This is a genomic window from Rathayibacter tanaceti (genome assembly GCF_001634385.1).
GTDB classification, from domain to species: domain Bacteria; phylum Actinomycetota; class Actinomycetes; order Actinomycetales; family Microbacteriaceae; genus Rathayibacter; species Rathayibacter tanaceti.
In genome coordinates, this window is the sequence record NZ_LIIN01000043.1 from 1 (window position 1) to 21,589 (window position 21,589).

Here is a 21,589-nt window from a genome sequence, read left to right on the forward strand (position 1 = left end):
GACGGGGCGGGTGGTCGGCGCGCTCCCGCTCGCGGCCCTCGGGCTCGGCGCCCTGCTCGGGTTCGACGTCATCGGTGTCCTCCTCGGGACGGCCCCGGGTCTGGTCTGCCTCGGCGGCGGCGCAGGACTGATGGTCGCTGGGCATCTGTGGACGCGCCGGCTCGTGCGCGGCGCCACTCCCGGCGATCCCGCGCCCGGGCTCGCGCTCGATCTGCTCGCTGTCGCGCTCGCGGGCGGCGGCTCGATCGATTCCGCACGGAGCCGCGTGCTCGACGCGCTCGCCGAGTGCGGGCTCAGGGCGGACGAGCGGGTCCTCGCCGACGCGGATGTCGTCCTGTCGCTCTCGTCGGCCGCGGGGGTTCCCGCGGGGCGTCTCCTCCGCAGCGAAGCGGCTCTCACGCGGACACGTGCGGCGTCCGGCGCCCGAGAGCGGGCTGCGCGGCTCGGCGTCACCCTCATGCTGCCGCTGGGCGCATGCGTCCTGCCTGCATTCCTCCTGCTGGGGGTCGCTCCGATGGTCGTCTCGGTGCTCCTGACGACGTTCTCGGTGCCGAGGTGAGTGGTGGTGGCTCCTCCACAGCGGCCGGATCACGGAGTCGTCCACCGATCCGCTCGGTCCGGCTCCGGCCGAACTCGCACTCGGTGATCCTCGGAGGAGGGGGCACAGAGCAGGGGCGGAACGGAGTACGACGATGGGAATCGACAGGATGAACGGTGGCGGCCGCAGCACGGGCGGCGGAGACCTCGCGCGCGTCGAGAGCCGGCTCGACCGGGGAGGACCAGCGCGGGCGTGGACGGACAGGCTGTCCGAGGACGAGGGTTCGGCGACGGCGGAGTACGCGATCGCCACGATGGCCGCGGTCGGCTTCGCCGGACTGCTTGTGGTGATCCTCAAGGGAGACGAGGTGCGGGGAATCCTGACCGATCTCGTGACGCGCGCGCTCACGGCGGCGGGATGAGACCGCTGAGCCTCCTGCACGGACGGTCTGCGCAGGAGGAGGGGTCGGCCACCGCGGAGCTCGCGCTGGTCCTCCCGGCGGTCGTCGTGGTTCTGGCTCTGTGCCTGGGGTCGGTCGCCTCCGCGGCGCAGTACGTGCGACTGGTCGACGCAGCCGCCGATGGAGCCCGCTCGGCGTCGCGGGGCGACGACCCGCGTGCCCCCGTCGACCGGGTCCAGGGCGACGCTTCCGTGTCCACAGTGGAGCAGGAGGGGCTGGTCTGCGTGGAGGTCACCGCCGCGTTGCGGCCGATCCCGGCCGTCTCACTGCCCGTCGCCGTCCGGTCGTGTGCGCTGGGCGGTGGCGGCTGATGCGGGGGCGGCGGGTGCAGCCGAGGCCGCTGCAGCGGTGCTCGGAGGAGGCGGGCTCCGCCACCGTGGTCGCCGTCGGAGTGATCGCGGGCACCGTCCTCGTGACGGCGGCCGTGCTCGCCGGGTGCGTTGTCCTCGTCGGGCATCAACGGTCCATCGCGGCGGCGGACGCCTCGGCGCTCGCCGCCGCGGACGTCGCATCAGGGCTGCTCCCCGGAGAGCCCTGCGCGGCGGCGGGGCGGGTGGCGCGGGCAGGAGGAGCAACACTGAGCCGCTGTGAGCTCGAAGGAGGCGTCGCGAGCGTCGAGGTGACGGTCGCGGTGGGGCCGCTGCCCCTCGCCGCTCGATCGCGGGCCGGGCCGCCGGAGGGAGGACTCGGCTCGCCGCCGTGAGCGGCAGGGACGGCGGCGCGCAGGATCGAGCGACCGTGGTGGGGCGGGATCGACCGGTCAGTTCGAGCTGAGCCGCTGGTAGCGGTACGCCGCCGCCGTCGGCCGGGCACCCGCGCCCTCGTCGTGCTCGAGGCCGCCCGCGAGGAAGTAGATGTAGCGGGAGCTCGCGGGAGCCCGGGATCTCGAGGCGGGCAGCAGGTGCGGAATCCGCGCCGTAGATGCGGCGGAGGGTCTTGCCCTCCAACGGGCCATCGACGAGCTTCGCCGTGTAGGCCGGAGTAGTGGAAGCAGTGGTGGGGTGCGTCGTTGCCATGCGCTCATCATGCGCCGATCGGCGCCCTTCGTCACCCCGTCAGCCGCCCGTGCCACCCGACACGCGGAGTCAGCTGACCGCCTGTCCGCGATGCGCGGCGAGCGCGGCACGCCCGGAGTCAGTGTGTATGGTGTGCCTGTCGGGCGCCCCGACCGACTCGGACGCGTCGCCGCTCCCCTGATCCGGCCGCGCTCCGCCTCCCCACAGCAGGGGACCGTCGGACCACTGGTCGTCCGATCCGACAGCATCAATCGAGGAGAACTGTGTCCGGCACGAAGAAGCTGGTGATCGTCGAGTCGCCGGCGAAAGCCAAGACCATCGCCCAGTACCTGGGCGACGGGTACGAGGTGCTCGCCTCGGTCGGGCACATTCGCGACCTCATCGAGCCCAAGAACCTGCCTCCGGAGCTCAAGAAGGGTCCCCTGGGCAAGTTCTCAGTCGATGTCGACAACGGGTTCGAGCCCTACTACGTCGTCTCCGACCAGAAGAAGAAGACGGTCGCCGACCTCAAACGCGCTCTGAAGAACGCAGACGAGCTCTACCTCGCCACTGATGAGGACCGCGAGGGTGAGGCCATCGCATGGCACCTCCTCGAGGAGCTCAAGCCCAAGGTCCCCGTGCATCGGATGGTCTTCCACGAGATCACCAAGGACGCGATCCAGAAGGCGCGCGACAACACTCGCGATATCGACACCTCCCTCGTCGACGCGCAGGAGACCCGCCGGATCCTCGACCGCCTCTACGGCTATGAGATCTCCCCTGTGCTCTGGCGCAAGGTCGGGCCGGGCCTCTCTGCCGGTCGAGTTCAGTCCGCGGCCACACGTCTGGTGGTCGATCGCGAGCGCGAGCGCCTCGCGTTCGTGTCGGCGACCTACTGGGACCTCGCGACCGTGCTTGCACCCGAGTCGGACACTGCGGCGGGCTTCGACGCCCGCCTGGCGCGGCTCGACGGCAAGCGCATCGGAAGCGGGCGCGACTTCGACGACCGCGGTCGGCTCAAGGGTGACGTCACCGTCCTGGACGAGGCGTCTGCCGGGGCGCTCGCGGAGGCGCTGCGCGATCCGGCTACCACGGTCACCGTCTCAGCGCTCGAATCCAAGCCCTACTCGCGGCGTCCGGCTGCGCCGTTCACCACATCGACCCTGCAGCAGGAGGCCGCACGCAAGCTCCGCTTCTCGGCACGCCAGACCATGAGCGTCGCCCAGTCGCTCTACGAGAACGGCTTCATCACCTACATGAGGACCGATTCGCCTGGGCTCTCGCAGCAGGCACTCACTGCGGCGCGCACGCAGGCGGCCTCGCTCTACGGCGCCGCGACCGTTCCCGACAAGCCCCGCCTCTACTCCGGCAAGAACAAGAACGCGCAGGAGGCGCACGAGGCGATCAGGCCTGCCGGCGAGACCTTCCGCACGCCCGAGCAGCTCTCGGGTACGCTCCGCGGCAACGACCTGCGACTCTACGAGCTCATCTGGAAGCGCACCGTCGCCTCGCAGATGGCCGACGCCAAGGGCTCCACCGCCACCGTGACCCTGCTCGCGGAGCCGGCGGGTGACGTCGCCGAGACAGCCGAGTTCACTGCCTCCGGTACGGTCATCACCTTCCGCGGGTTCCTGCTCGCCTACGAGGAGGGCCGTGACGAGGAGCGCCATGGCGCCCGCGAGGAGAAGGACGCCAAACTGCCTCCGCTCGAGGTGGGCCAGAGCCTCGTCGTCGCCGACGTCGAGGCGAAGGGCCACGAGACCTCACCGCCCCCGCGGTACACGGAGGCCAGCCTCGTGAAGTCATTGGAAGAGCTGGGCATCGGGCGACCCTCGACCTACGCGTCGATCATCTCGACCATCGTCGACCGCGGTTACGTCACACCCCGCGGCACGGCACTCGTGCCGAACTGGATCGCGTTCTCGGTGGTGCGCCTGCTCGAGGACTTCTTCTCGGACCTGGTCGAGTACGACTTCACCGCCGAGATGGAAGGCGACCTCGACAAGATCGCCGGTGGCGAGGAGGACCGCGTCGACTGGCTCAACCGGTTCTACTTCGGCGGCGGCAGCCACCCGGGCCTTCGCCACGTGGTCGACAACCTCGGCGACATCGACGCCAAGAGCATCAACTCGCTCCGGATCACCGATGACATCACGCTGCGCATCGGCAAGTACGGCCCCTACCTCGAAGTCGCGCAGGAGGAGGGGCAGGAGACGCCCCGCCGGGTCAACCTGCCGTTGGAGCTGGCGCCGGACGAGCTCACCCCCGAGAAGGCGCAGGAGCTCATCGATGCTCCTGTGCAGACCGATCGGGTGCTCGGCAGCAACCCCGTCACCGGGAAGACCGTCGTCGTGAAGGACGGGCGCTTCGGCCCGTACGTCACCGAGGTCGACCCCGAGCCCGACACCGTCGCCGACCCCGCTACCGGCGAGGTCGTCGAGCCCGCTCCTGCCAAGCGGGGCGCGAAGAAGCCTGCGGTCGTGAAGCCGCGAACCTCCTCCCTCTTCAAGTCGATGGACGTCGCGTCGATCGACCTGGCCACGGCGCTGCGCCTGCTCGATCTGCCCCGCACCGTGGGCGAGGACCCGGAGAGCGGCGAGGCGATCACCGCGCAGAACGGGCGCTATGGTCCCTACATCAAGAAGGGGACCGACAGTCGGTCGCTGACCAGCGAGGACCAGATCTTCGAGGTCGATCTGCCGACAGCGCTCGAGATCTTCGCCCAGCCCAAGTACGGAGCTCGCCGTGCGTCGAGCGCCCTCAAGGAGTTCGACGCCGACCCCGTGAGCGGCAAGCCGATCCGGATCCGCGACGGACGCTTCGGTGCCTACGTGACCGACGGCGAGACGAACGTCACGATCTCGAAGGGTCTCACGATCGAGGAGATCGACTTCGACCAGGCCGTCCAGATGCTCGCCGACAAGCGAGCGAAGGGGCCGACGAAGAAGGCTCCCGCGAAGCGCGCACCGGCTAAGAAGCCTGCGGCCAAGACAGCGGCTGCCAAGACGCCGGCTGCTCAGGCCGGGCCGAAGACAGCTGCGGCGAAGACAGCTGCGGCGAAGACAGCCGCCGCGAAGAAGCCCGCCGCGAAGAAGCCCGCGGCGAAGACGGCCGCCAAGACCACGGCCGCGAAGGCGCCTGCTGCGCCGCGCAGGACCGCGGCGAGCCGCACCGCCTCGACCGAGACGACGGGCGCGACGGAGTCGTGACCGGGCTGTTCGTCACCCTCGAGGGCGGGGACGGCGCGGGCAAGACGACGCAGGCCGCCCTCCTCGAGGAGTGGCTGCGCTCGCGCGGCGAGACAGTGCTGCGCACGCGCGAGCCCGGCGGCACGGAGGTCGGCGTGCGGATCCGCGAGATCGTCCTGCACCACCGCGGCGACATCGACCCCCGGGCCGAGGCGCTGCTGTACGCGGCCGACCGCGCGCAGCACATCGGCACGCTGGTGCGACCGGCGATCGAGCGCGGCGAGATCGTCGTGCAGGACCGCTACATCGATTCCTCCGTCGCCTATCAGGGTGCCGGACGAGTGCTCGATGCCGCCGAGGTCCGGCGGCTCTCGGAGTGGGCGACCGGCGACCTCCGCCCCGACCTCACCGTGCTGCTCGACCTCGACCCGTCCGTCGCGCGCACCCGGCTCGACTCCTCGCGCACCCGCTTCGACCGACTCGAGTCCGAGAAGGCGGAGTTCCACGGTCGCGTCCGACACGCCTTCCTCGCGCTCGCAGCCGCGGACCCGGAGCGGTTCCTGGTGGTCGACGCGTCGCGTCCGGTCGCCGAGATCGCCGCGGAGGTGCGCGACCGGGTCGAGCACCTCCGCGAGCAGCGGTCCACTGTCAGTGCTCGCGGTTAGCCTGGTGGCATGACCGTCTGGAGCCAGCTCGTCGGGCAGGAGCACGCGATGGGCGCCCTGCAGGACGCCTCCACGCCGCGGGACGAGGGCGGCCGCGAGTCGACCTCGATGACGCACTCGTGGCTCATCACCGGTCCGCCGGGCTCCGGCCGATCGAACCTCGCCTACGCCTTCGCCTCGGCCCTTCTCTGCCGCCGAGGAGGCTGCGGAGAGTGCCCCGACTGCCGACAGGTCGCCGCCCGCTCGCACCCCGACCTGTCCGTCCTCTCGACCGAGCGCGTCATCATCTCCATCGACGAGGTGCGCAGGCTGGTGAGCAGCTCGCAGTATTCGCCCTCCGTCTCGCGCTACCGCGTGATGGTCATCGAGGACGCGGACCGGATGAGCGAACGCACGTCGAACGTGCTCCTCAAGGCGCTCGAAGAACCCCCGGAGCGCACGGTCTGGATCCTCTGCGCGCCCAGCGAGGCCGACCTCCTGCCGACGATCCGCTCGCGGGTGCGCTCGGTGCGGCTCCGAGTGCCGAGCGTCGACGACGTGGCGGGGCTGCTCCAACGCCGAGACGGTGTAGACGCCGAGACGGCCGAGCGCGCCGCCCGCCAGGCGCAGAGCCACATCGGGATGGCTCACCGGCTCGCGACCGACGAGAACGCGCGCGAGCGCCGGGAGGAGACGCTCCGCATCGCCCTGCGGCTGCGCGGAGTCTCGGACGCGGTCCTCGGAGCCGCGCGCCTCGTCGAGGTCGCGACCGAGGACGCCAAGGCGATCACCCTCGAGCGAGACGAGGCCGAGCGGCAGCAGGCGCTGCGCTCGCTCGGCGTCGAGCCGGGCGGCACCGTCCCGGCGCAGCTGCGCTCGCAGCTGCGCGCGCTCGAGGAGGACCAGAAGCGGCGTGCGACGCGCAGCCTCCGCGACGGCCTCGACCGCATCCTCGTCGATCTCCTCTCGCTCTACCGCGATGTGGTGCGCCTCCAGCTCAGAGCGCCCGGCGGTGTGATCAATGAGGAGGTCCGCCGCGAGATGAGCGCGCTCGCAGAGTCGACCCCGCCCGAGCGCACACTCGCTGTGCTCGACGCGGTCAGCACCGCGCGGCAGAGGATCGACGCCAATGTGTCTCCCGTGCTCGCCCTCGAGGCGCTGCTCGTCGTCGCTGCCCGCCGGCCGGTGGCCGCATGAGCCGCGCGCGCCGATCCTGGTCCGTCGCAGTCCTGGTGGCCGCTTCCGCCCTGCTGACGGCCTGCATCGCTCCCGGACCCACGGTCGACCGCACGTCCACTCCGGTTCCGCAGGCGGTCGACGCCGACCTCGCCCGCTACTACTCGCAGGTGCTCGTCTGGGACGACTGCGGAGACGATGCGCTCTGCGCCGATGCGACAGTACCGCTCGACTGGGACGATCCGGCCGGCGAGACCGCGGCCATCGCCCTCGTCCGCCGTCCCGCCACTCGGGGTCCCGCCCTGGGCTCCCTCCTGGTGAACCCCGGTGGCCCGGGAGCCTCGGGAGTCGACTTCATCAGGGACAGCGCCGACTACGCGGTCGACGCGCAACTGGCCGCGCAGTACGACATCGTCGGCTTCGACCCGCGCGGTGTCGGCGCCTCGACCTCCGTCTCGTGCCTCGACGCCGCCGGCCTGGACTCCTACCTCTACGACATCACACCGGGGGAGCGCGGCAGCGACGAGTGGATCGCCGCCCAGCGCAGCTCCGCCGCGGCCTTCGCCGCTGCCTGTGAGGAGCGCAGCGGCCCGCTCCTGTCCGAGGTCGGCACCGCGAGCGCCGCTCGCGACCTCGACGTGCTCCGCGCCGCGCTGGGCGACGAGAGTCTGCACTACCTCGGCTACTCTTACGGCACCTTCCTCGGCGCCACCTACGCGGGGCTGTTCCCCGAGCGGGTCGGCCGCCTCGTGCTCGACGGCGCCATCGATCCCTCCGCGACCTCGTTCGACGTCGTCCGTGAGCAGGCCGAAGGCTTCGAAAGCGCCCTGCGCGCCTACCTCGCCGACTGCCTGGGCTCCTCCGACTGTCCGTTCACGGGCTCGGTCGACGAGGCCATGGCGCAGCTGCGAGCGATGCTCGAGGGTGTCGACGCCTCGCCGATCCGCGCGAACGACGGTCGCGAGCTGGGGGCCAGCACCCTGTTCACGGCCATCGTCTATCCGCTCTACGACGCGACTGCGTGGAGCGCGCTGAGCGCGATGCTCTCCGGCGTTCGCCGGGGGGAGGCCGAGGTCGCGTTCCAGTACGCCGACGCCTACAACGGCCGCGGCGCCGACGGTCAGTACTCCGACAACACGACCGAAGCCTTCCTCGCGATCAACTGCGTCGATTACTCCTACGACGCCGACGCCGCCTCGATGCGCGCCGACGCGGCGGCTCTCGAGGAGGCGGCTCCGACCATCGGGCGCTACATGGCCTACGGGGACATCCTCTGCGGCGAGTGGCCGGCGTCCTTCGAGGGTTCCCGCGCTCCGATCACGGCCGAGGGCTCCGCGCCGATCCTCGTCGTCGGCACCACGAACGACCCGGCCACGCCCTACGTCTGGGCCCAGGCGCTCGCCGGGCAGCTGGCCGACGGCCATCTGGTCACCTACGACGGCGAGGGCCACACCGCCTACAACAAGTCGAACTCGTGCGTCAACGATGCGGTGGATGCGTACCTGCTCGAGGGCGTCGTCCCGGAGGAGGACCCACAGTGTTGACCGAGGAGGGGCCGGAGCGTCCGGGGCTCCGCGAGCGCAAGAGGCTCGCAACGCGGCGGGCGATCGAGATCGCCGTGCTCCGTCTGGCGAGCGAACGCGGGCCCGAGCGGGTGACGATCGAGGACGTCTCGCGCGCGGCCGAGGTCTCGACCCGCACCTTCTTCAACTACTTCGCCTCAAAGGAGGACGCGCTCGTCGGGGGTCTCCCTGTGATCGCCGATGACACCGCGGCCGTGTTCGTCGCGGGCAGGGGCGCGGTGCTGGAGGATCTCCAAGCCGTCTTCGTCTCGGCCATGGAAGAGCCGCTCGAGGAGGACCGTGAGCTGCACGTGCTCCGGCGGGCGCTGTTCCGCGAGCATCCGCACCTCGTGGGCCTGAAGATCGCCGGGATGCGTGAGTTCGAGCTCGCGATCGAGGGCCTCATCGCCGAACGTCTCGGCAGCACCGACGACGACGAGGAGCGGGTGCGCAGCCGTGCGCGGATGCTGACCCTGCTCGGCCTCGCCGCCATGCGACACGCATGGGCGGCCTGGGTCGATCACGACGGCCGGGAGGCTCTGCCCGGCCGGATCGCACGCTCCTTCGAGGAGCTGCGCTGCGCGCTCGCCTGACGCTCGCGCGGATTCACGCCGTCGCGTGCGAGCAGGCTATGCTGTGTAATCGTGTCCGAGGCTCCGGCCCCGTGTGCACGCCGCCTTAGCTCAGTCGGCAGAGCGTCTCACTCGTAATGAGAAGGTCGTGGGTTCGATTCCCACAGGCGGCTCCACGTCTTCTCCCCGCCACGCCCAGGCGTCGTCGACGCGTCGCGACTACCCTGGCACGGATGACCGAGACCCCTCCCCGACGCCGCAGAACGATCCTGGTCGTCTCGGCTCTCGTCGTGGCCGCGCTGGGAGTCGGCGCGTTCGGCGCGGGCACAGCCCTCGGCCGGAACGCCGAACCGGAGGCGCTGGCGGCCGCCACGACGACGCCGGTTCCGTCCGCCACCCCCGACGCCGACCGCCACGGCACGGCCGACCGCGGAGGGCGGGACTCGAGCGCTGCGCACCTGCTCGGTGGCCGAGCTCGCCGCCGATCCGCGCCTCGGATCGATGCAGGCACGGGTCGTCGACGCGGCCACCGGCGAAGTGCTGTTCGACCGTGGCGGCGCCACCCCTTCGCGCACCGCCTCGGCCCTGAAGATCCTGACCGCGGCATCCGCTCTCGCTGTGCTCGGCCCGGACACGCGCATCGCCACCACGGTCGTGCGCGGGGCCGAGCCGGGGACGGTCGTGCTCGTCGGCGGCGGCGACCTGACGCTGACCCGCTTGCCGAGCGGGCAGGAGTCGACGTACGCCGGGGCGGCGCACCTCGACGACCTCGCCGCCCAGGTCGAAGCCGCCCGGGAGGCCGATCCGGCGACCGCAGGAACCCCGATCACGCGGCTTGTCCTCGACGCCTCTCTCTACTCGGGCGAGAGTTGGCAGCCCAGCTGGAATCGCACGGAGCAGGTCGACGGCTACATGCCCGAGATCACCGCCCTGCAGGTCGACGCGACCGCGAGGACCCGACCGCCTCCACCTCCGAGCGCGGCAGCGACCCGGTCGGTCGGGCGGGTGCGGCGTTCGCCGAGGAGCTGAGCGGATCGCCCTCGATCTCGACCGGTGCGGCTCCGGCCGGTGCGCAGGTGCTCGGGACGGTCGAGTCGGCCCCGGTGAGCACACTCGTGCAGCAGATGCTGCTCGTCTCGGACAACGCGATCGCCGAGATGCTCGCTCGGCTCGTCGCCGTCCGCACCGGGTCGGGAAACGATTTCGGCGCCGAGCAGGCTGGGGTTCTGCAGGGCCTCGCCGGCTACGGAGTGGACACCGCGGGCATCACGATCGTGGACGGCTCCGGCCTGAGCGACGACAACGCCGTGGCCCCGGCGTACTTCACCGAGCTGATGCGGAAGGTTCTCGCGCGCGAGGGGCAGCTCGGCGTGCTGCTCGATGGACTTCCAGTGTCGGGCCGGACAGGATCACTGGCGTACGCCGACCGCTTCGCCGGCGACAATGCGGTCGCCGACGGCGCCGTCCGCGCGAAGACCGGGTGGATCGACACGGGATACACGCTGGCCGGCGCCGTCACAGCGCAGGACGGCACGGCGCTGACCTTCGCGGTCTACGCTCTCGGCGACGTCGGCGATTCGGCCAAGTCCGCGATCGACACCCTCGTCACCGGCTTCTACCGCTGCGGCGGCTCACTCTCCGACTCCTGACCGGAAGGACCACGATGACCACGGCACTCCTGATCGTCGATGTGCAGAACGACTTCACCGAGGGTGGTGCGCTCGCCGTCGCAGGTGGAGCGGCCGTCGCAGCAGGCGTCTCGGCGCACCTCGCGGCGCACCACGACCACTACGCGACAGTGTTCGCCTCGCGCGACTGGCACGACGGCACCTCCGACAACGGGGGGCACTTCTCTCCGGAGCCGGACTACGTCGACAGCTGGCCCGAGCACTGCGTGGCAGGAACGCCCGGAGCGGGCTACCATCCGGCTCTCGACGTCACGCGGATCGACGTCCAAATCCTCAAGGGACAGGGTCGACCTTCCTACTCCGCCTTCGAGGGTGTGACGGCGCAGGGGGAGTCGCTGCTCGACGCGATCGGGCGCCTCGGGGTGACCGCCCTGGACGTCGTGGGTCTGGCGACCGATCACTGCGTGCGCGCCTCCGCGCTCGACGCCCGGCTGTCGGGGCTCGACGTGCGAGTGCTCGAGGACCTCGTCGCGGGCGTTTCTCCGGAGTCGAGCAGTGCCGCCCTGCGCGAGCTCGCCGCCGTGGGGGTGCGTATCGAGCGGTCGCACTGAGCGGTGGCCCTGCACGGTCGCACTGTCCGTTCGCGTGTCACGGCTGCGGTCGACGCGTGTCGACGGCGGGATCTCCCTCCACAGGGGCCCCGGCACCTCGGATCGTCCCGTCCACCCGTCGCGAGGCCCTGACGCGAGCTCCCCGTTCTAGACTCGGACGACGAGAAGACCTCCCCGGCGCATCCTCTGCGCTCCGATCCGAAGAAGGAGTCGCCTCCCGTGACTGATTCCGTCGCCGCCCGTGCCGCCGAGGGCGCTCTGCTCGCGCGCATCCCCACGCAGCTGCTGATCGGCGGCGAGTGGGTCGACTCGTCGGGAGGCGGCACGATCGACGTCGAGGACCCGGCGACCGGCGCTGTCCTTGTCTCGATCGCCGATGCGACGCCGGAGGACGGTCTGCGGGCGCTCGACGCAGCCGCGGAGGCCGGCGCGGACTGGGCGGCGACGGCGCCGCGGGTGCGCGGCGAGATCCTGCGCCGCGCCTTCGACCTGCTCCAGGAGCGCAAGGACGACTTCGCCCTCCTGATGTCTCTCGAGATGGGCAAGCCGGTCGCGGAGGCACTCGGCGAGGTCGCCTACGGGGGCGAGTTCCTGCGCTGGTTCAGTGAGGAGGCTGTGCGCATCTCGGGTCGCTACGGCGTCTCTCCCGAGGGCAGCGGTCGGATGATCGTCTCGCAGCACCCCGTCGGCCCGTGCTACCTGATCACCCCGTGGAACTTCCCCCTGGCCATGGCGACGCGCAAGATCGCCCCCGCGCTGGCGGCGGGCTGCACCGTCGTCGTGAAGCCGGCCGAGCTCACGCCGCTGACCACGCTCGCGTTCGCGGGCCTTCTCGCCGAGGCCGGTGTGCCCGCCGGCGTCGTGAACGTGATCACCACCTCCTCGGCCGGAGCGGTCTCCGCTCCGATCCTGTCGGACCCGCGCCTGCGCAAGCTCTCCTTCACCGGGTCCACCCCGGTGGGGCGGACGCTGCTTCAGCAGGCGTCCGAGAACGTCCTGCGCACCTCGATGGAGCTGGGCGGCAACGCGCCGTTCGTCGTCTTCGACGACGCGGATCTCGATCGGGCGGTCGACGGCGCGATGCTCGCGAAGTTCCGCAACATCGGGCAGGCCTGCACGGCCGCCAACCGCTTCTTCGTGCACGAGGGCATCGCCGAGGAGTTCGCCGCCCGGGTCACCGAACGGGTTCGCGGCTTGCGGATCGGCCGGGGCACCGACGAGGGGGTGGCGATCGGACCGCTGATCGACGACCGTGCCGTCGCGAAGGCCGCCACCCTGGTCGAGGACGCGGTCTCTCGCGGGGCGAGCCTGCGCATCGGGGGTGGTCGCATCGAGGGCCCGGGGCACTTCTACGAGCCGACGGTGCTCTCCGGAGTCGATGCCGGCAGCGAGATCCTGCGCACCGAGATCTTCGGCCCCGTCATGGCGATCGTGCCGTTCCGCGACGAGGGCGAGGCGGTCGCGCTCGCCAACGACACCGAGTACGGTCTCGTCTCCTACGTGTTCACGCGCGACCTCGCGCGCGGCCAGCGGATGATCGAGCGTCTCGCGACCGGGATGATGGGGCTCAACGTCGGCGTCGTCTCGAACGCGGCGGCGCCGTTCGGCGGTGTGAAGCAGTCCGGCCTCGGCCGGGAGGGCGGGCTCGAGGGCATCCACGAGTACCTGAGCACCAAGTACACGCTGACTCCCGACCCCTTCGCCTGATTCCGTGCAGACGATCGTCGTCACCTCGCTCGAGGATCCACGGCTGCGCGACTATGCGCATGCCACAGACGTCGCGTTGAAGAACGCGCGCGGCCCGCACGGTCTCTACATCGCCGAGTCCGCGCTCGTGCTCGAGCGGGCGCTGGCCGCGGGCCACCGCCCGCGGTCCGTGCTCGCGCTCGGCGGATCGGTCGCCGACGCGGAGCGCCTGGTCGGCACCCGGGACGTGCCCGTCTTCACGGGCTCCGGCGAGCTTCTCGCCGAGCTCACCGGCTACACGCTGCACCGGGGACTGATCGCGGCGATGGACCGCCCCGTCCTCGCAGACCCGGCCGAGCTGCTCACTGCGGCGAGGCGGGTCGTCGTGCTCGAAGACGTGGTCGACCCGACGAACGTCGGCGCCGTGTTCCGCTCGGTGGGGGCCATCGGGGCCGATGCCGTGCTGGTGACGCCGCGCTGCTCCGATCCGTTCTACCGCCGTGCCATCCGCGTGAGCATGGGGACGGTGCTGCAGGTGCCCTGGACGCGGGTCGGCGACTGGACCGTGACCCGTCGGCTCCTGCACGGCGCGGGATTCACGATCGCCGCGATGGCGCTCACTCCGGAGGCGGTGCCGCTGCGGACCTTCGCGGCGGCGGCTCCGGAGCGTGTCGCCCTGGTTCTCGGGACGGAGGGCGACGGCCTGACCGCGGAGGCGCTCGCCGCGTCCGACGTCGCCGTCCGCATCCCGATGCGGCACGGCATCGACTCGCTCAACGTCGCTGCCGCCTCCGCCGTGGCGATGTGGGCACTGGCGGCACCCCCGTGACATGCGACACCGATCCGATGGCGCGGCCCGCCTGAGTGCGCGCCCCGCAGCGACGGAGCCGCTGCGCTGCGCTACCGTAGCCGCACTCCCGCCACTACCGTCGTGAACGAGGTCGCCCATGGTTCCGCGCCCGAGGCTCCGCAAGGTGCCCACGCTGCTCGTCGGCGCCGTGCTCGCGCTCGGCTTAGCGGCCTGCACCTCGCACTCGGCCGACGTCCCGGACGACGCCGTGCCGCGTCCCGTCACCTCGACGCCGACGACCTCGGCGACCTCCACCGATTCCGCGACCTCGACCGACTCCGCGACGCCCGGCGGGACCGATGGTGCGCGGGTCACCCGGCTGATCAACGCCTGCCTCGCCCGCTACGGCCTGAACGAACGACCGCCGGCGCCCGATCCGCTGGGCGACGAGCAGGATCGCGTGATGGCGCAGCGTCTCCGCGACTCCTACGACGCGACCCTCACGAACTGCTCGGCCGAAGCGCTCGGGAGCCCGACCTCCGAGCAGAGCGACCAGCCCACGGATCCCGCGAGCCCTCCTGCGGCAGGCTGACGATGCGGCTCGACGGCAGCTCCGCGCTGGTCGCGGGAGGCGCCTCCGGGCTGGGCGCAGCGACGGCGATCGCGCTGGCGGAGGCGGGCGCCCAGGTGGTGGTCCTCGATCTGCCGCCGGCGGTCGAGACGGCCCGGTTGCCGAGCACGATGCGACTCGTCGCGGGCGACGTCCTCGACTCGGAGGCCGTCGCCCGCGCCGTCGCGCTGGCGGGCGAGCTCCGGGTCGCGGTGAGCTGCGCGGGCATCGCGACTCCGGGACGCCTCCTGGGGCGGGACGGACCGCTGGCACTCGAGGACTTCGAGCGGGTCCTGCGGGTGAACGCCACCGGCACGCTCAACGTGCTGCGGCTCGCGGCCGCCTCCGTCGCCGAGCGGGAGCCGGTGGACGGCGAGCGCGGAGTGCTGGTCACCACCGCCTCCGTCGCCGCCTTCGAGGGGCAGATCGGCCAGGCGGCCTACGCCGCGTCGAAGGGAGCGGTCGCGGCGCTGACCCTGCCGCTCGCGCGCGAGCTGGCCTCGGCTCTGATCCGCGTGGTGTCGATCGCGCCGGGGACCTTCGACACGCCGCTCCTCTCCGCTCTCCCCGAGCGCTCACGGATGGCGCTGGGATCGGCGACGCCCCATCCGGCGAGGCTCGGGCGGCCGGAGGAGTTCGCTGCGCTCGTGCGCCATATTGTCGAGAACCCGATGCTGAACGGCGAGGTGATCCGCCTCGACGGTGCGCTGCGGATGCCGCCCCGCTGACGCCCGGCGCCGCACGGTCAGACCAGCAGCTGGTGCTTCGCGAGGTCGCGGTAGAGCGGCGTCGACTCGACGAGTTCCGAGTGGGTGCCGACTCCGATGACCTCGCCCTTCTGCAGGACCACGATGCGATCGGAGTCGACCACCGTCGAGAGCCGGTGCGCGATGACCAGCAGCGTGCGGTTCTCGGCCACCGCGTCGATGGCCAGTCGCAGGCGCTGCTCGTTGAGGCCGTCGAGACTCGAGGTCGACTCGTCCAAGAGCAGGATGGGCGGTGCCGCGAGGAGCGCCCGTCCGATCGCCAGGCGCTGGCGCTCGCCGCCCGAGAGCATCACTCCGCTCTCGCCGACCGGAGCGTGCAGGCCGAGAGGATCGCGCTCGAGCACGTCGGTCAGATTGACCGCCTCGAGCACGCGGAGGCATTCCGCGTCGTCGGCGTCGGGCCGGCCGAGGACGAGGTTCTCGCGGATCGTCCCTGCGAGCACCGGCGCGTCCTGCTCGACGTAGCCGATCTGAGCGCGCAGGGCGTCGCGGTCGATCGCCGTGATGTCCACTCCGCCGAGCCGCACGACGCCGGCGTCGGGGTCGTAGAAGCGCTCGATCAGTGCGAGGACCGTGCTCTTGCCGGCGCCCGAGGGTCCGACCAGGGCGGTGCGCTTGCCGCGCGGCACCGTGAAGGAGACGCCCCGCAGCACGGTCCGGTCGCGCTCCTGCGAGAGGGGCCTGGGAGCCACGCCGTCCGAGCCCGGCCGATCAGCGTCGGGTCCGTCCGCACCCGGCACCGCGCCCTCGTCGTACGAGAACACCACGTCCTCGAACGAGATCGCGTCGCCGGCCACGCCGGCGCCGAGCCCGCTGGCGGACGTGTCGCCGTCGCCCTCGATCGGCAGATCGATGATCTCCTGGATGCGCCCGAGAGCGCCCAGCGCGGAGTTGACCGAGGTGATCGCGCCGATGAAGTTGCCCAGCGGCATCACCATCATGAAGAGGAAGAGGATGAACGAGACCAGCTGCGCGATGTCGATCGCTCCGGAGGCGACACGGTAGCCGCCGACGCCCAGGACGGCGAGGAACGCGACCTGCATGGCGATGCCCGCCACGGGGACGACCAGCGCAGAGACGTGCGCGACCCGGATGCCGAGGCGGTACGCCTCCGTCGCGTGCTGCTCGACCACCGCGATCTCGCGGTCGGTGGCCCCGGCCGCCCGGATGGTGCGGACCGCACTGATGGCGCGCTCTACCGCGGCGGCCAGATCGCCGACCTTCTCCTGAGCCTTGCGGCTGGCGGTGCGGATCCCGCGCCCCAGCGTGAGCGCGAGCCCCAGGGCGATTGCGACGACCACCACGATGATCAGCAGCAGCACCCAGTCGATGATCGCCATCGCGATGATCGCGCCGACGAAGATCAGCGAGCCGGCGATGGAGTCGACGAGCCCCTGGGTGAGCACGGCACGCAGCAGGGTCGAGTCGGAGCCGACCCGCGAGACGAGGTCCCCGGTGCGACGAGCGTCGAACTCGCGGATCGGGAGGCGCAGGATCCGCGCGACGAGGCGGCGGCGGCTTGAGAGGACGATGCCCTCGCCGGTCCGCTGGAGCAGGTAGTGGGCGAAGCCCGAGATCAGCCCGGAGGCGACGACGAGGCCCACCAGCGCCCACACCAGTGGGCCGAGGTCGAGCCCGTCCTGCACGCGCGTGATGACCTGGCCGACGAGGAGCGGCTGCCCGAGGCTCGCCACCGCTCCGACGAGGCTGAGCAGGACGACGATCGAGAGGATGCCGCGGTGCTCGAGAAGGTAGGGGACCAGCTGCGAGAAGGAGGCGCGAGGGCCGTCGTCGCGGGAGGGGCGTCGTCCGCCTCGTCGGGGGGTGGTGGTGCTCATCGCCTCCCATTCTGCCCCGTGATCGCTGCGAGCAGGCCGCCAGCGGAGAGCGTCGACGCTCAGAACCAGGACGGCCCGTCGGGAGCGCCGACGGGCCGTCCTCGTGCAGCGCCTCCTACGAGACGTTGTCGGTGTACGAGAGGTTCTTCGTCTCCTTCGACAGCAGCAGCGCGACCAGCGTGAGCACCGCGGCGGCACTGAGGTAGAGGCCCACCAGCACGGTGCTGCCGCCTGCCGCGCGCCAGAGGGCGACTGCGATGATCGGGGCGACCGCCGCTCCGAGGATCGATGCCAGGTTGTACGCCATCGCCGACCCGGTGTAGCGGACGTTCGTCGGGAACAGCTCGGGCAGCACGGCGCCCATCGGACCGAACGTCAGGCCCATCAGCGTGAAGCCGAGGATGAGAACCGCCATCGTCCCCGCGAAGCCGCCGCTGAACAGAGGGACGAAGAGCAGGCCGAACGCCAGGATCGCGCCGGTGACCGTGAGCAGTGTCCTCCGCCGCCCGAACCGCTCGGCGAGCGGGCCGGAGACGAGGGTGAAGATCCCGAAGAACACGACGCCGACGATCAGCATGATCAGGAAGTCGTTGCGGCTGTAGCCGAGCCCGGGGACCGCGCCGTCGACCGGGGCCGTCCCGTAGGTCAGGGTGAACGTGGTCATCAGGTAGAAGAGGACGTAGGTCGCGAGCATGATGAACGTGCCGAGGATGAGCGGCCGCCAGCTCGTGACGAAGACGCGGGCCAGTGGCAGCTTCGCCACCTCGCCCCTCTCGACCACCTTCTGGAACGCGGGAGTCTCGACGAGGGTGAGGCGGACGTAGAGGCCGATGATCACGAGCACGGCGCTCGCCAGGAACGGCACGCGCCAGCCCCAGGCGGCGAAGGTCTCGTCGCTCATGGTGCTCGCCAGCACCAGGAACAGCAGGTTCGCGACGATGAAGCCGATCGGCGCTCCCAGCTGGGGGAAGGTGCCGTAGATGGCTCGCTTGCCGGCCGGGGCGTTCTCGGTCGCCAGCAGCGCGGCTCCCGACCACTCGCCGCCGAGGCCGAGGCCCTGGCAGAAGCGCATCACGACGAGCAGGAACGGGGCCAGGAACTCCCACCCTGGCGTGAGCGCGGTGGGCAGGCAGCCGATGAGGAAGGTCGCGATCCCCATCGTGAGCAGGGAGGCGACGAGGGTCCCCTTGCGGCCGACGCGGTCGCCGAAGTGGCCGAAGATGATCGAGCCGATCGGGCGCGCGATGAACGCGACTCCGAAGACGGCGAACGAGGCGAGCAGCGCGGTGGACCGGTCCTGGTTGGCGAAGAAGAGCGCCGGGAAGACCAGGACGGCGGCGGTCGCGTAGGCGTAGAAATCGTAGAACTCGATCGACGTGCCGATGAGGCTGGCGAGGATCACCCGGCCTCGGGAGTTCTGCGGTGCGGCGGCCGACGAGTCGGAGACGGCGGGGGAGGAGGTCATGGGGAGTGCTCCGTGTGGACGGCGGATTCCCGGAGCCGGCGGGCGAGGCGTCGGTCGGGCGTCGCGGGCCGCTGGGGCGAGGGGGAGGAAGGCGAGCGGTCGCTTGTGACGACCTCCCTACTTTACTGCGCGTTCTCCCAGCTTCGGCTGCCCGAGTCCTCGGCTTCCCGTGCCCGGGACCCCGGAGTGGGGCCTCGAGCACGGGCGCCGGTCAGCTGCGCAGCGAGCGGAGCAGCAGCGCGGTCGAGACCGCCGCCTCCGCCGCCTCGCGGCCCTTGTCCTCCTTCGAGCCGGGGAGTCCGGCGCGGTCGATGCCCTGCTCCTCGGTGTCGAGGGTGAGCACGCCGAAGCCGACCGGCTTGCCGGTCTGGATCGAGACGGTCGTCAAACCCGAGGTGGCGGCGTCCGAGACGTACTCGAAGTGCGGGGTGCCGCCGCGGATGATCACGCCGAGCGCGACGACCGCGTCGGCCCCCGCCTCCAGCGCCGCCTTCGCCGCGACCGGGAGCTCGAACGAGCCCGGCACGCGCACCAGCGACCAGGAGGCGCCCGTCTCGTCGAGCGCGCGGCTCGCGCCGGCGATCAGACCGTCGGTGATCTGCTCGTGCCAGGTTCCCGCGATGACGACGACGCGCAGACCAGAGGCGTCGAGGGGGGAGGTGGTGGGGGCGCCGCTACCGGCCATTGCTACTCCTTCGTGGTGGCGCCGGCGATCCCGGCGTCGAGGGTGAGGCCGGGGATCCCGGCGTCGAGGTGGTCGGGGTCGAGGACACGGTCGAGGGCGTGGCCCATCCGGTCGCGCTTGGTCTCGAGGTAGCCCTCGTTGAAGGCGCCCACGCCGACCACGAGTGGCACGCGCTCGGTGACGACGATGCCGCGGTCGGTGAGCTGGCGCACCTTCTCGGGGTTGTTGGTGAGCAGGCGCACCTCGCCGAGGCCGATGTCCTCGAGGATGCCGACGGCGGCGCCGTAGTCGCGGGAGTCGGCGGGCAGCCCGAGCGCGAGGTTGGCGTCGAGCGTGTCGAGCCCGTCCTCCTGGAGGCGGTAGGCGCGCAGCTTGTTGATCAGGCCGATGCCGCGGCCCTCGTGGCCGCGGAGGTAGACCACGACTCCGCCGTCGCGCTGGATCGTGTCGAGTGCCGCGTCGAGCTGCGGGCCGCACTCGCACTTGAGTGACCCGAACGCTCACCGGTGAGGCACTCCGAGTGCACCCGGACCAGGGCCGGCCGGCCCGCTCCGAGGTCACCCGCGAGGATCGCGACGTGATCGGCTCCCGTCTGCCGGTCGCGGTAGGCGCGGATCCGGAAGGGCCCGTGCGTGGTCGGGACCGTGGTCTCGACCTCGAAGCTCACGCGGGGGCTCTCGGGGACCGAGACCGAGACGGGCACCTCGGTGTCGCAGTGGAACTCCTGGAGGTAGGCCACGAGGGCGGCGACGGTCGTCACCGGCACTCCCTCGCGCTCGCCGAGCGCGATCAGCCCGGGCAGGCGCATCATCTCGCCGTCCTCCGCCACGATCTCGGAGATCGCACCGACCGGGTACAGTCCCGCCAGCTTCATCAGATCCACCGCGGCCTCGGTGTGCCCGTCACGCTCGCGCACGCCGCCGTCGACGGCGCGCAGGGGGAGGATGTGGCCGGGCCGGTGGAGCCCGGCGGGCGTCGCCTCCGGATCGGCGAGCACCCGGAGGGTGTGCGCGCGGTCGGAGGCGCTGATGCCTGTCGAGAGGCGGTCGGCCGCGTCGACCGAGAGCGTGTAGGCGGTGCCGCGCGGGTCCTCGTTCTCGACGACCATCAGGGGGAGCGCGAGGCGGTCGGCGATCTCGTTGGTCATCGGGGCGCAGATGAACCCGGAGGAGTGGCGGACCATCCAGGCGATCGTCTCCTGGCTGGCGAGCTGCGCCGAGACGATCACGTCGCCCTCGTTCTCGCGTCCCTCGTCGTCGGCGACGATGATCGGCCGTCCGGCCCGCAGCGCCTCGACGGCCTCGGGGATGCTCGCGAGGCTCATGCGCGGGCCTCCGCGACTCCGCGCAGTGCGAGCATCCGCTCGACGTGCCGGGCCAGGATGTCGGTCTCGATGTTGACCCGATCGCCGATCGCGCGCCCGCCGAGGGTGGTGGCCGCGAGCGTCTCGGGGATCAGCGAGACCTCGAACCACTGCTCGGGAGCCTCCGCCGGGCTGATCGCCGAGACGGTGAGCGAGACCCCGTCGACCGCGATCGAGCCCTTGTCGGTGACCAGCGGAGCCGCCTCGGGCGGCAGCGAGAACCGCAGGACCCGCCAGGCCCCGCCGGGCGTGACCGTCAGGAGCGTCGCCGTGCCGTCGATGTGGCCCTGCACGATGTGCCCGCCGAGCCGGTCGCGACCTGTGCCGCGCGCTCGAGGTTGACGAGATCGCCGATCGTCACGCGGTCGAGCGTCGACATCCGCAGCGTCTGCGCCATCACGTCGGCGGTGAAGCCCTCGTCGGTGTGCTCGACGACGGTGAGGCAGACGCCCGAGACGGCGACCGAGTCACCGTGTCGCACGCCCTCGACGGCCAGCGGTCCGCGGATGCCGAGGCGGATCGCGTCGGCACCCGTCTCGATCGTCGTCACGACGCCGATCTCCTCGATGATTCCGGTGAACATCAGTGGGTCTCCATCTGCAGGGCGTGGGGGAGGCGGGCCGGAGTTCCGGTGCCGCCAGCGGGGAGCGCGCCGGGGCGCGCAGTCACGAGGAGGTCGTCGCCGAGGACCTCGACCGAGCGCAGGCTGAGGCGGTGCGCCCCGGCGATGCTCGGGACGCCGAGGTCTCCGAGCGCGAGGCGGGGGCCGCCCAGCAGCGCCGGGGCGAGGAAGACAGGTACTCGTCGACGAGTCCGGCGGCGACCAGGGCGGAGGCGAGGGTCGGCCCGCCCTCGACGTAGACGGAGCGGATCTCGGCGGCGTGCAGGCGAGCGAGCACGGCGGCCAGATCGCGATCGCGCTCCAGCATCGCGGCGCGCGGATGGGCGTGCACGCGAGCGCCCGCCGGGACGGGTCGGGTGCCGACCACGACGGGAACCGGCTGGTGGGCG

The 21,589-nt window shown here is 71.7% G+C and carries 20 protein-coding genes, 1 tRNA gene and 3 pseudogenes; 17 read left to right on the forward strand and 7 right to left on the reverse strand.

The window, feature by feature from the left end; translation table 11 throughout:
• The 4 genes and pseudogenes from ACH61_RS17320 to ACH61_RS07120 all read left to right on the forward strand — a co-directional run.
• Positions 1 to 559 (forward strand): annotated as a pseudogene (locus tag ACH61_RS17320) (hypothetical protein); the annotation flags it as partial.
• Positions 560 to 692: 133 nt separating this feature from the next.
• Positions 693 to 959: a DUF4244 domain-containing protein gene (locus ACH61_RS19000; protein WP_330220137.1), complete on the forward strand. Its 267-nt coding sequence runs from the start codon at positions 693 to 695 to the stop codon at positions 957 to 959.
• Complete coding sequence (locus tag ACH61_RS07115; RefSeq protein ID WP_068210331.1) at positions 956 to 1,309, forward strand: TadE family type IV pilus minor pilin; 354 nt, start codon at positions 956 to 958, stop codon at positions 1,307 to 1,309. Before ACH61_RS19000 ends, ACH61_RS07115 begins: the two co-directional genes overlap by 4 nt.
• Before the next feature lie 14 nt (positions 1,310 to 1,323).
• Positions 1,324 to 1,701: an Rv3654c family TadE-like protein gene (locus tag ACH61_RS07120; protein WP_236713589.1), complete on the forward strand. Its 378-nt coding sequence runs from the start codon at positions 1,324 to 1,326 to the stop codon at positions 1,699 to 1,701.
• 57 nt (positions 1,702 to 1,758) lie between these two features.
• Here the strand turns inward: ACH61_RS07120 and ACH61_RS16815 are convergent, their stop codons facing one another.
• Positions 1,759 to 1,953, reverse strand: a complete 195-nt coding sequence (locus tag ACH61_RS16815; RefSeq protein ID WP_153038813.1) for a hypothetical protein — start codon at positions 1,951 to 1,953, stop codon at positions 1,759 to 1,761.
• A 324-nt stretch (positions 1,954 to 2,277) separates the two neighbouring features.
• On the opposite strand from ACH61_RS16815, the gene topA reads away from it, so the two are divergent.
• The 13 genes from topA to ACH61_RS07180 all read left to right on the forward strand — a co-directional run bounded on the left by topA (position 2,278) and on the right by ACH61_RS07180 (position 15,188).
• Positions 2,278 to 5,202, forward strand: coding sequence for a type I DNA topoisomerase (gene topA, locus ACH61_RS07125; RefSeq protein ID WP_068210335.1), 2,925 nt, complete (start codon positions 2,278 to 2,280; stop codon positions 5,200 to 5,202).
• Entirely contained in the window at positions 5,199 to 5,846 is a 648-nt protein-coding gene (tmk, locus tag ACH61_RS07130; RefSeq protein WP_068210346.1) for a dTMP kinase, read from the forward strand. The genes topA and tmk overlap by 4 nt, the downstream gene beginning before the upstream one ends.
• 9 nt (positions 5,847 to 5,855) lie before the next feature.
• Positions 5,856 to 7,022, forward strand: a complete 1,167-nt coding sequence (locus ACH61_RS07135) for a DNA polymerase III subunit delta' (RefSeq protein WP_068210347.1) — start codon at positions 5,856 to 5,858, stop codon at positions 7,020 to 7,022.
• Positions 7,019 to 8,545: an alpha/beta hydrolase gene (locus ACH61_RS07140; protein WP_068210348.1), complete on the forward strand. Its 1,527-nt coding sequence runs from the start codon at positions 7,019 to 7,021 to the stop codon at positions 8,543 to 8,545. Before ACH61_RS07135 ends, ACH61_RS07140 begins: the two co-directional genes overlap by 4 nt.
• Positions 8,539 to 9,156: a TetR/AcrR family transcriptional regulator gene (locus ACH61_RS07145; protein ID WP_068210349.1), complete on the forward strand. Its 618-nt coding sequence runs from the start codon at positions 8,539 to 8,541 to the stop codon at positions 9,154 to 9,156. Before ACH61_RS07140 ends, ACH61_RS07145 begins: the two co-directional genes overlap by 7 nt.
• A 79-nt stretch (positions 9,157 to 9,235) precedes the next feature.
• A tRNA-Thr gene (locus tag ACH61_RS07150) sits at positions 9,236 to 9,311 on the forward strand.
• 325 nt (positions 9,312 to 9,636) lie between these two features.
• Entirely contained in the window at positions 9,637 to 10,164 is a 528-nt protein-coding gene (locus tag ACH61_RS18305) for a D-alanyl-D-alanine carboxypeptidase (protein WP_236713590.1), read from the forward strand.
• Positions 10,161 to 10,784, forward strand: coding sequence for a D-alanyl-D-alanine carboxypeptidase/D-alanyl-D-alanine endopeptidase (gene dacB, locus ACH61_RS17325; protein WP_236713591.1), 624 nt, complete (start codon positions 10,161 to 10,163; stop codon positions 10,782 to 10,784). The genes ACH61_RS18305 and dacB overlap by 4 nt, the downstream gene beginning before the upstream one ends.
• Before the next feature lie 14 nt (positions 10,785 to 10,798).
• Positions 10,799 to 11,374, forward strand: coding sequence for an isochorismatase family protein (locus ACH61_RS07160; RefSeq protein WP_068210350.1), 576 nt, complete (start codon positions 10,799 to 10,801; stop codon positions 11,372 to 11,374).
• Between the two features lie 219 nt (positions 11,375 to 11,593).
• Positions 11,594 to 13,081, forward strand: a complete 1,488-nt coding sequence (locus ACH61_RS07165) for an NAD-dependent succinate-semialdehyde dehydrogenase (protein WP_068210353.1) — start codon at positions 11,594 to 11,596, stop codon at positions 13,079 to 13,081.
• A 4-nt stretch (positions 13,082 to 13,085) separates the two neighbouring features.
• The gene (locus ACH61_RS07170) at positions 13,086 to 13,889 is read left to right on the forward strand and encodes a TrmH family RNA methyltransferase (protein ID WP_068210356.1); all 804 of its coding nucleotides are present in this window, start codon (positions 13,086 to 13,088) and stop codon (positions 13,887 to 13,889) included.
• A 118-nt stretch (positions 13,890 to 14,007) separates the two neighbouring features.
• Positions 14,008 to 14,442 carry a hypothetical protein gene (locus ACH61_RS07175; RefSeq protein WP_068210369.1) on the forward strand — a complete coding sequence of 145 codons (435 nt, stop codon included), beginning with the start codon at positions 14,008 to 14,010 and terminating at the stop codon, positions 14,440 to 14,442.
• A 2-nt stretch (positions 14,443 to 14,444) separates the two neighbouring features.
• Positions 14,445 to 15,188 carry an SDR family NAD(P)-dependent oxidoreductase gene (locus ACH61_RS07180; RefSeq protein ID WP_068210372.1) on the forward strand — a complete coding sequence of 248 codons (744 nt, stop codon included), beginning with the start codon at positions 14,445 to 14,447 and terminating at the stop codon, positions 15,186 to 15,188.
• 17 nt (positions 15,189 to 15,205) lie between these two features.
• Here ACH61_RS07180 and ACH61_RS07185 read toward each other — a convergent pair whose 3' ends face one another.
• The 6 genes and pseudogenes from ACH61_RS07185 to ACH61_RS07210 form a co-directional block, all read right to left on the reverse strand.
• On the reverse strand, positions 15,206 to 17,065 hold the full coding sequence (locus tag ACH61_RS07185; protein WP_068210379.1) for an ABC transporter ATP-binding protein: 1,860 nt from the start codon (positions 17,063 to 17,065) through the stop codon (positions 15,206 to 15,208).
• Between the two features lie 115 nt (positions 17,066 to 17,180).
• Positions 17,181 to 18,530 (reverse strand): MFS transporter, encoded by a 1,350-nt coding sequence (locus ACH61_RS07190; protein WP_068210381.1) that lies wholly within the window; start codon positions 18,528 to 18,530, stop codon positions 17,181 to 17,183.
• 211 nt (positions 18,531 to 18,741) lie between these two features.
• Complete coding sequence (gene ribH, locus ACH61_RS07195; RefSeq protein ID WP_068210384.1) at positions 18,742 to 19,215, reverse strand: 6,7-dimethyl-8-ribityllumazine synthase; 474 nt, start codon at positions 19,213 to 19,215, stop codon at positions 18,742 to 18,744.
• 2 nt (positions 19,216 to 19,217) lie between these two features.
• Positions 19,218 to 20,539: pseudogene (gene ribA, locus ACH61_RS07200) on the reverse strand (GTP cyclohydrolase II).
• A pseudogene (locus ACH61_RS07205) lies at positions 20,536 to 21,161 on the reverse strand (riboflavin synthase). Before ACH61_RS07205 ends, ribA begins: the two co-directional pseudogenes overlap by 4 nt.
• 82 nt (positions 21,162 to 21,243) lie before the next feature.
• Positions 21,244 to 21,589, reverse strand: a 346-nt coding sequence (locus ACH61_RS07210) for a dihydrofolate reductase family protein (protein ID WP_330220138.1), incomplete at its 5' end; no start/stop codon positions are given.

Excerpts from the sequence above, each read along its gene's own strand:
- ACH61_RS19000 (WP_330220137.1), top strand. The coding sequence starts at position 693 with ATGGGAATCGACAGGATGAACGGTGGCGGCCGCAGCACGGGCGGCGGA.
- ACH61_RS07115 (WP_068210331.1), top strand. The coding sequence starts at position 956 with ATGAGACCGCTGAGCCTCCTGCACGGACGGTCTGCGCAGGAGGAGGGG.
- ACH61_RS16815 (WP_153038813.1), bottom strand. The coding sequence starts at position 1,953 with ATGGCCCGTTGGAGGGCAAGACCCTCCGCCGCATCTACGGCGCGGATT.
- ACH61_RS07135 (WP_068210347.1), top strand. The coding sequence starts at position 5,856 with ATGACCGTCTGGAGCCAGCTCGTCGGGCAGGAGCACGCGATGGGCGCC.
- ACH61_RS07140 (WP_068210348.1), top strand. The coding sequence starts at position 7,019 with ATGAGCCGCGCGCGCCGATCCTGGTCCGTCGCAGTCCTGGTGGCCGCT.
- ACH61_RS18305 (WP_236713590.1), top strand. The coding sequence starts at position 9,637 with ATGCAGGCACGGGTCGTCGACGCGGCCACCGGCGAAGTGCTGTTCGAC.
- ACH61_RS07160 (WP_068210350.1), top strand. The coding sequence starts at position 10,799 with ATGACCACGGCACTCCTGATCGTCGATGTGCAGAACGACTTCACCGAG.
- ACH61_RS07175 (WP_068210369.1), top strand. The coding sequence starts at position 14,008 with ATGGTTCCGCGCCCGAGGCTCCGCAAGGTGCCCACGCTGCTCGTCGGC.
- ACH61_RS07180 (WP_068210372.1), top strand. The coding sequence starts at position 14,445 with ATGCGGCTCGACGGCAGCTCCGCGCTGGTCGCGGGAGGCGCCTCCGGG.
- ACH61_RS07185 (WP_068210379.1), bottom strand. The coding sequence starts at position 17,065 with ATGAGCACCACCACCCCCCGACGAGGCGGACGACGCCCCTCCCGCGAC.
- ACH61_RS07190 (WP_068210381.1), bottom strand. The coding sequence starts at position 18,530 with ATGACCTCCTCCCCCGCCGTCTCCGACTCGTCGGCCGCCGCACCGCAG.
- ribH (WP_068210384.1), bottom strand. The coding sequence starts at position 19,215 with ATGGCCGGTAGCGGCGCCCCCACCACCTCCCCCCTCGACGCCTCTGGT.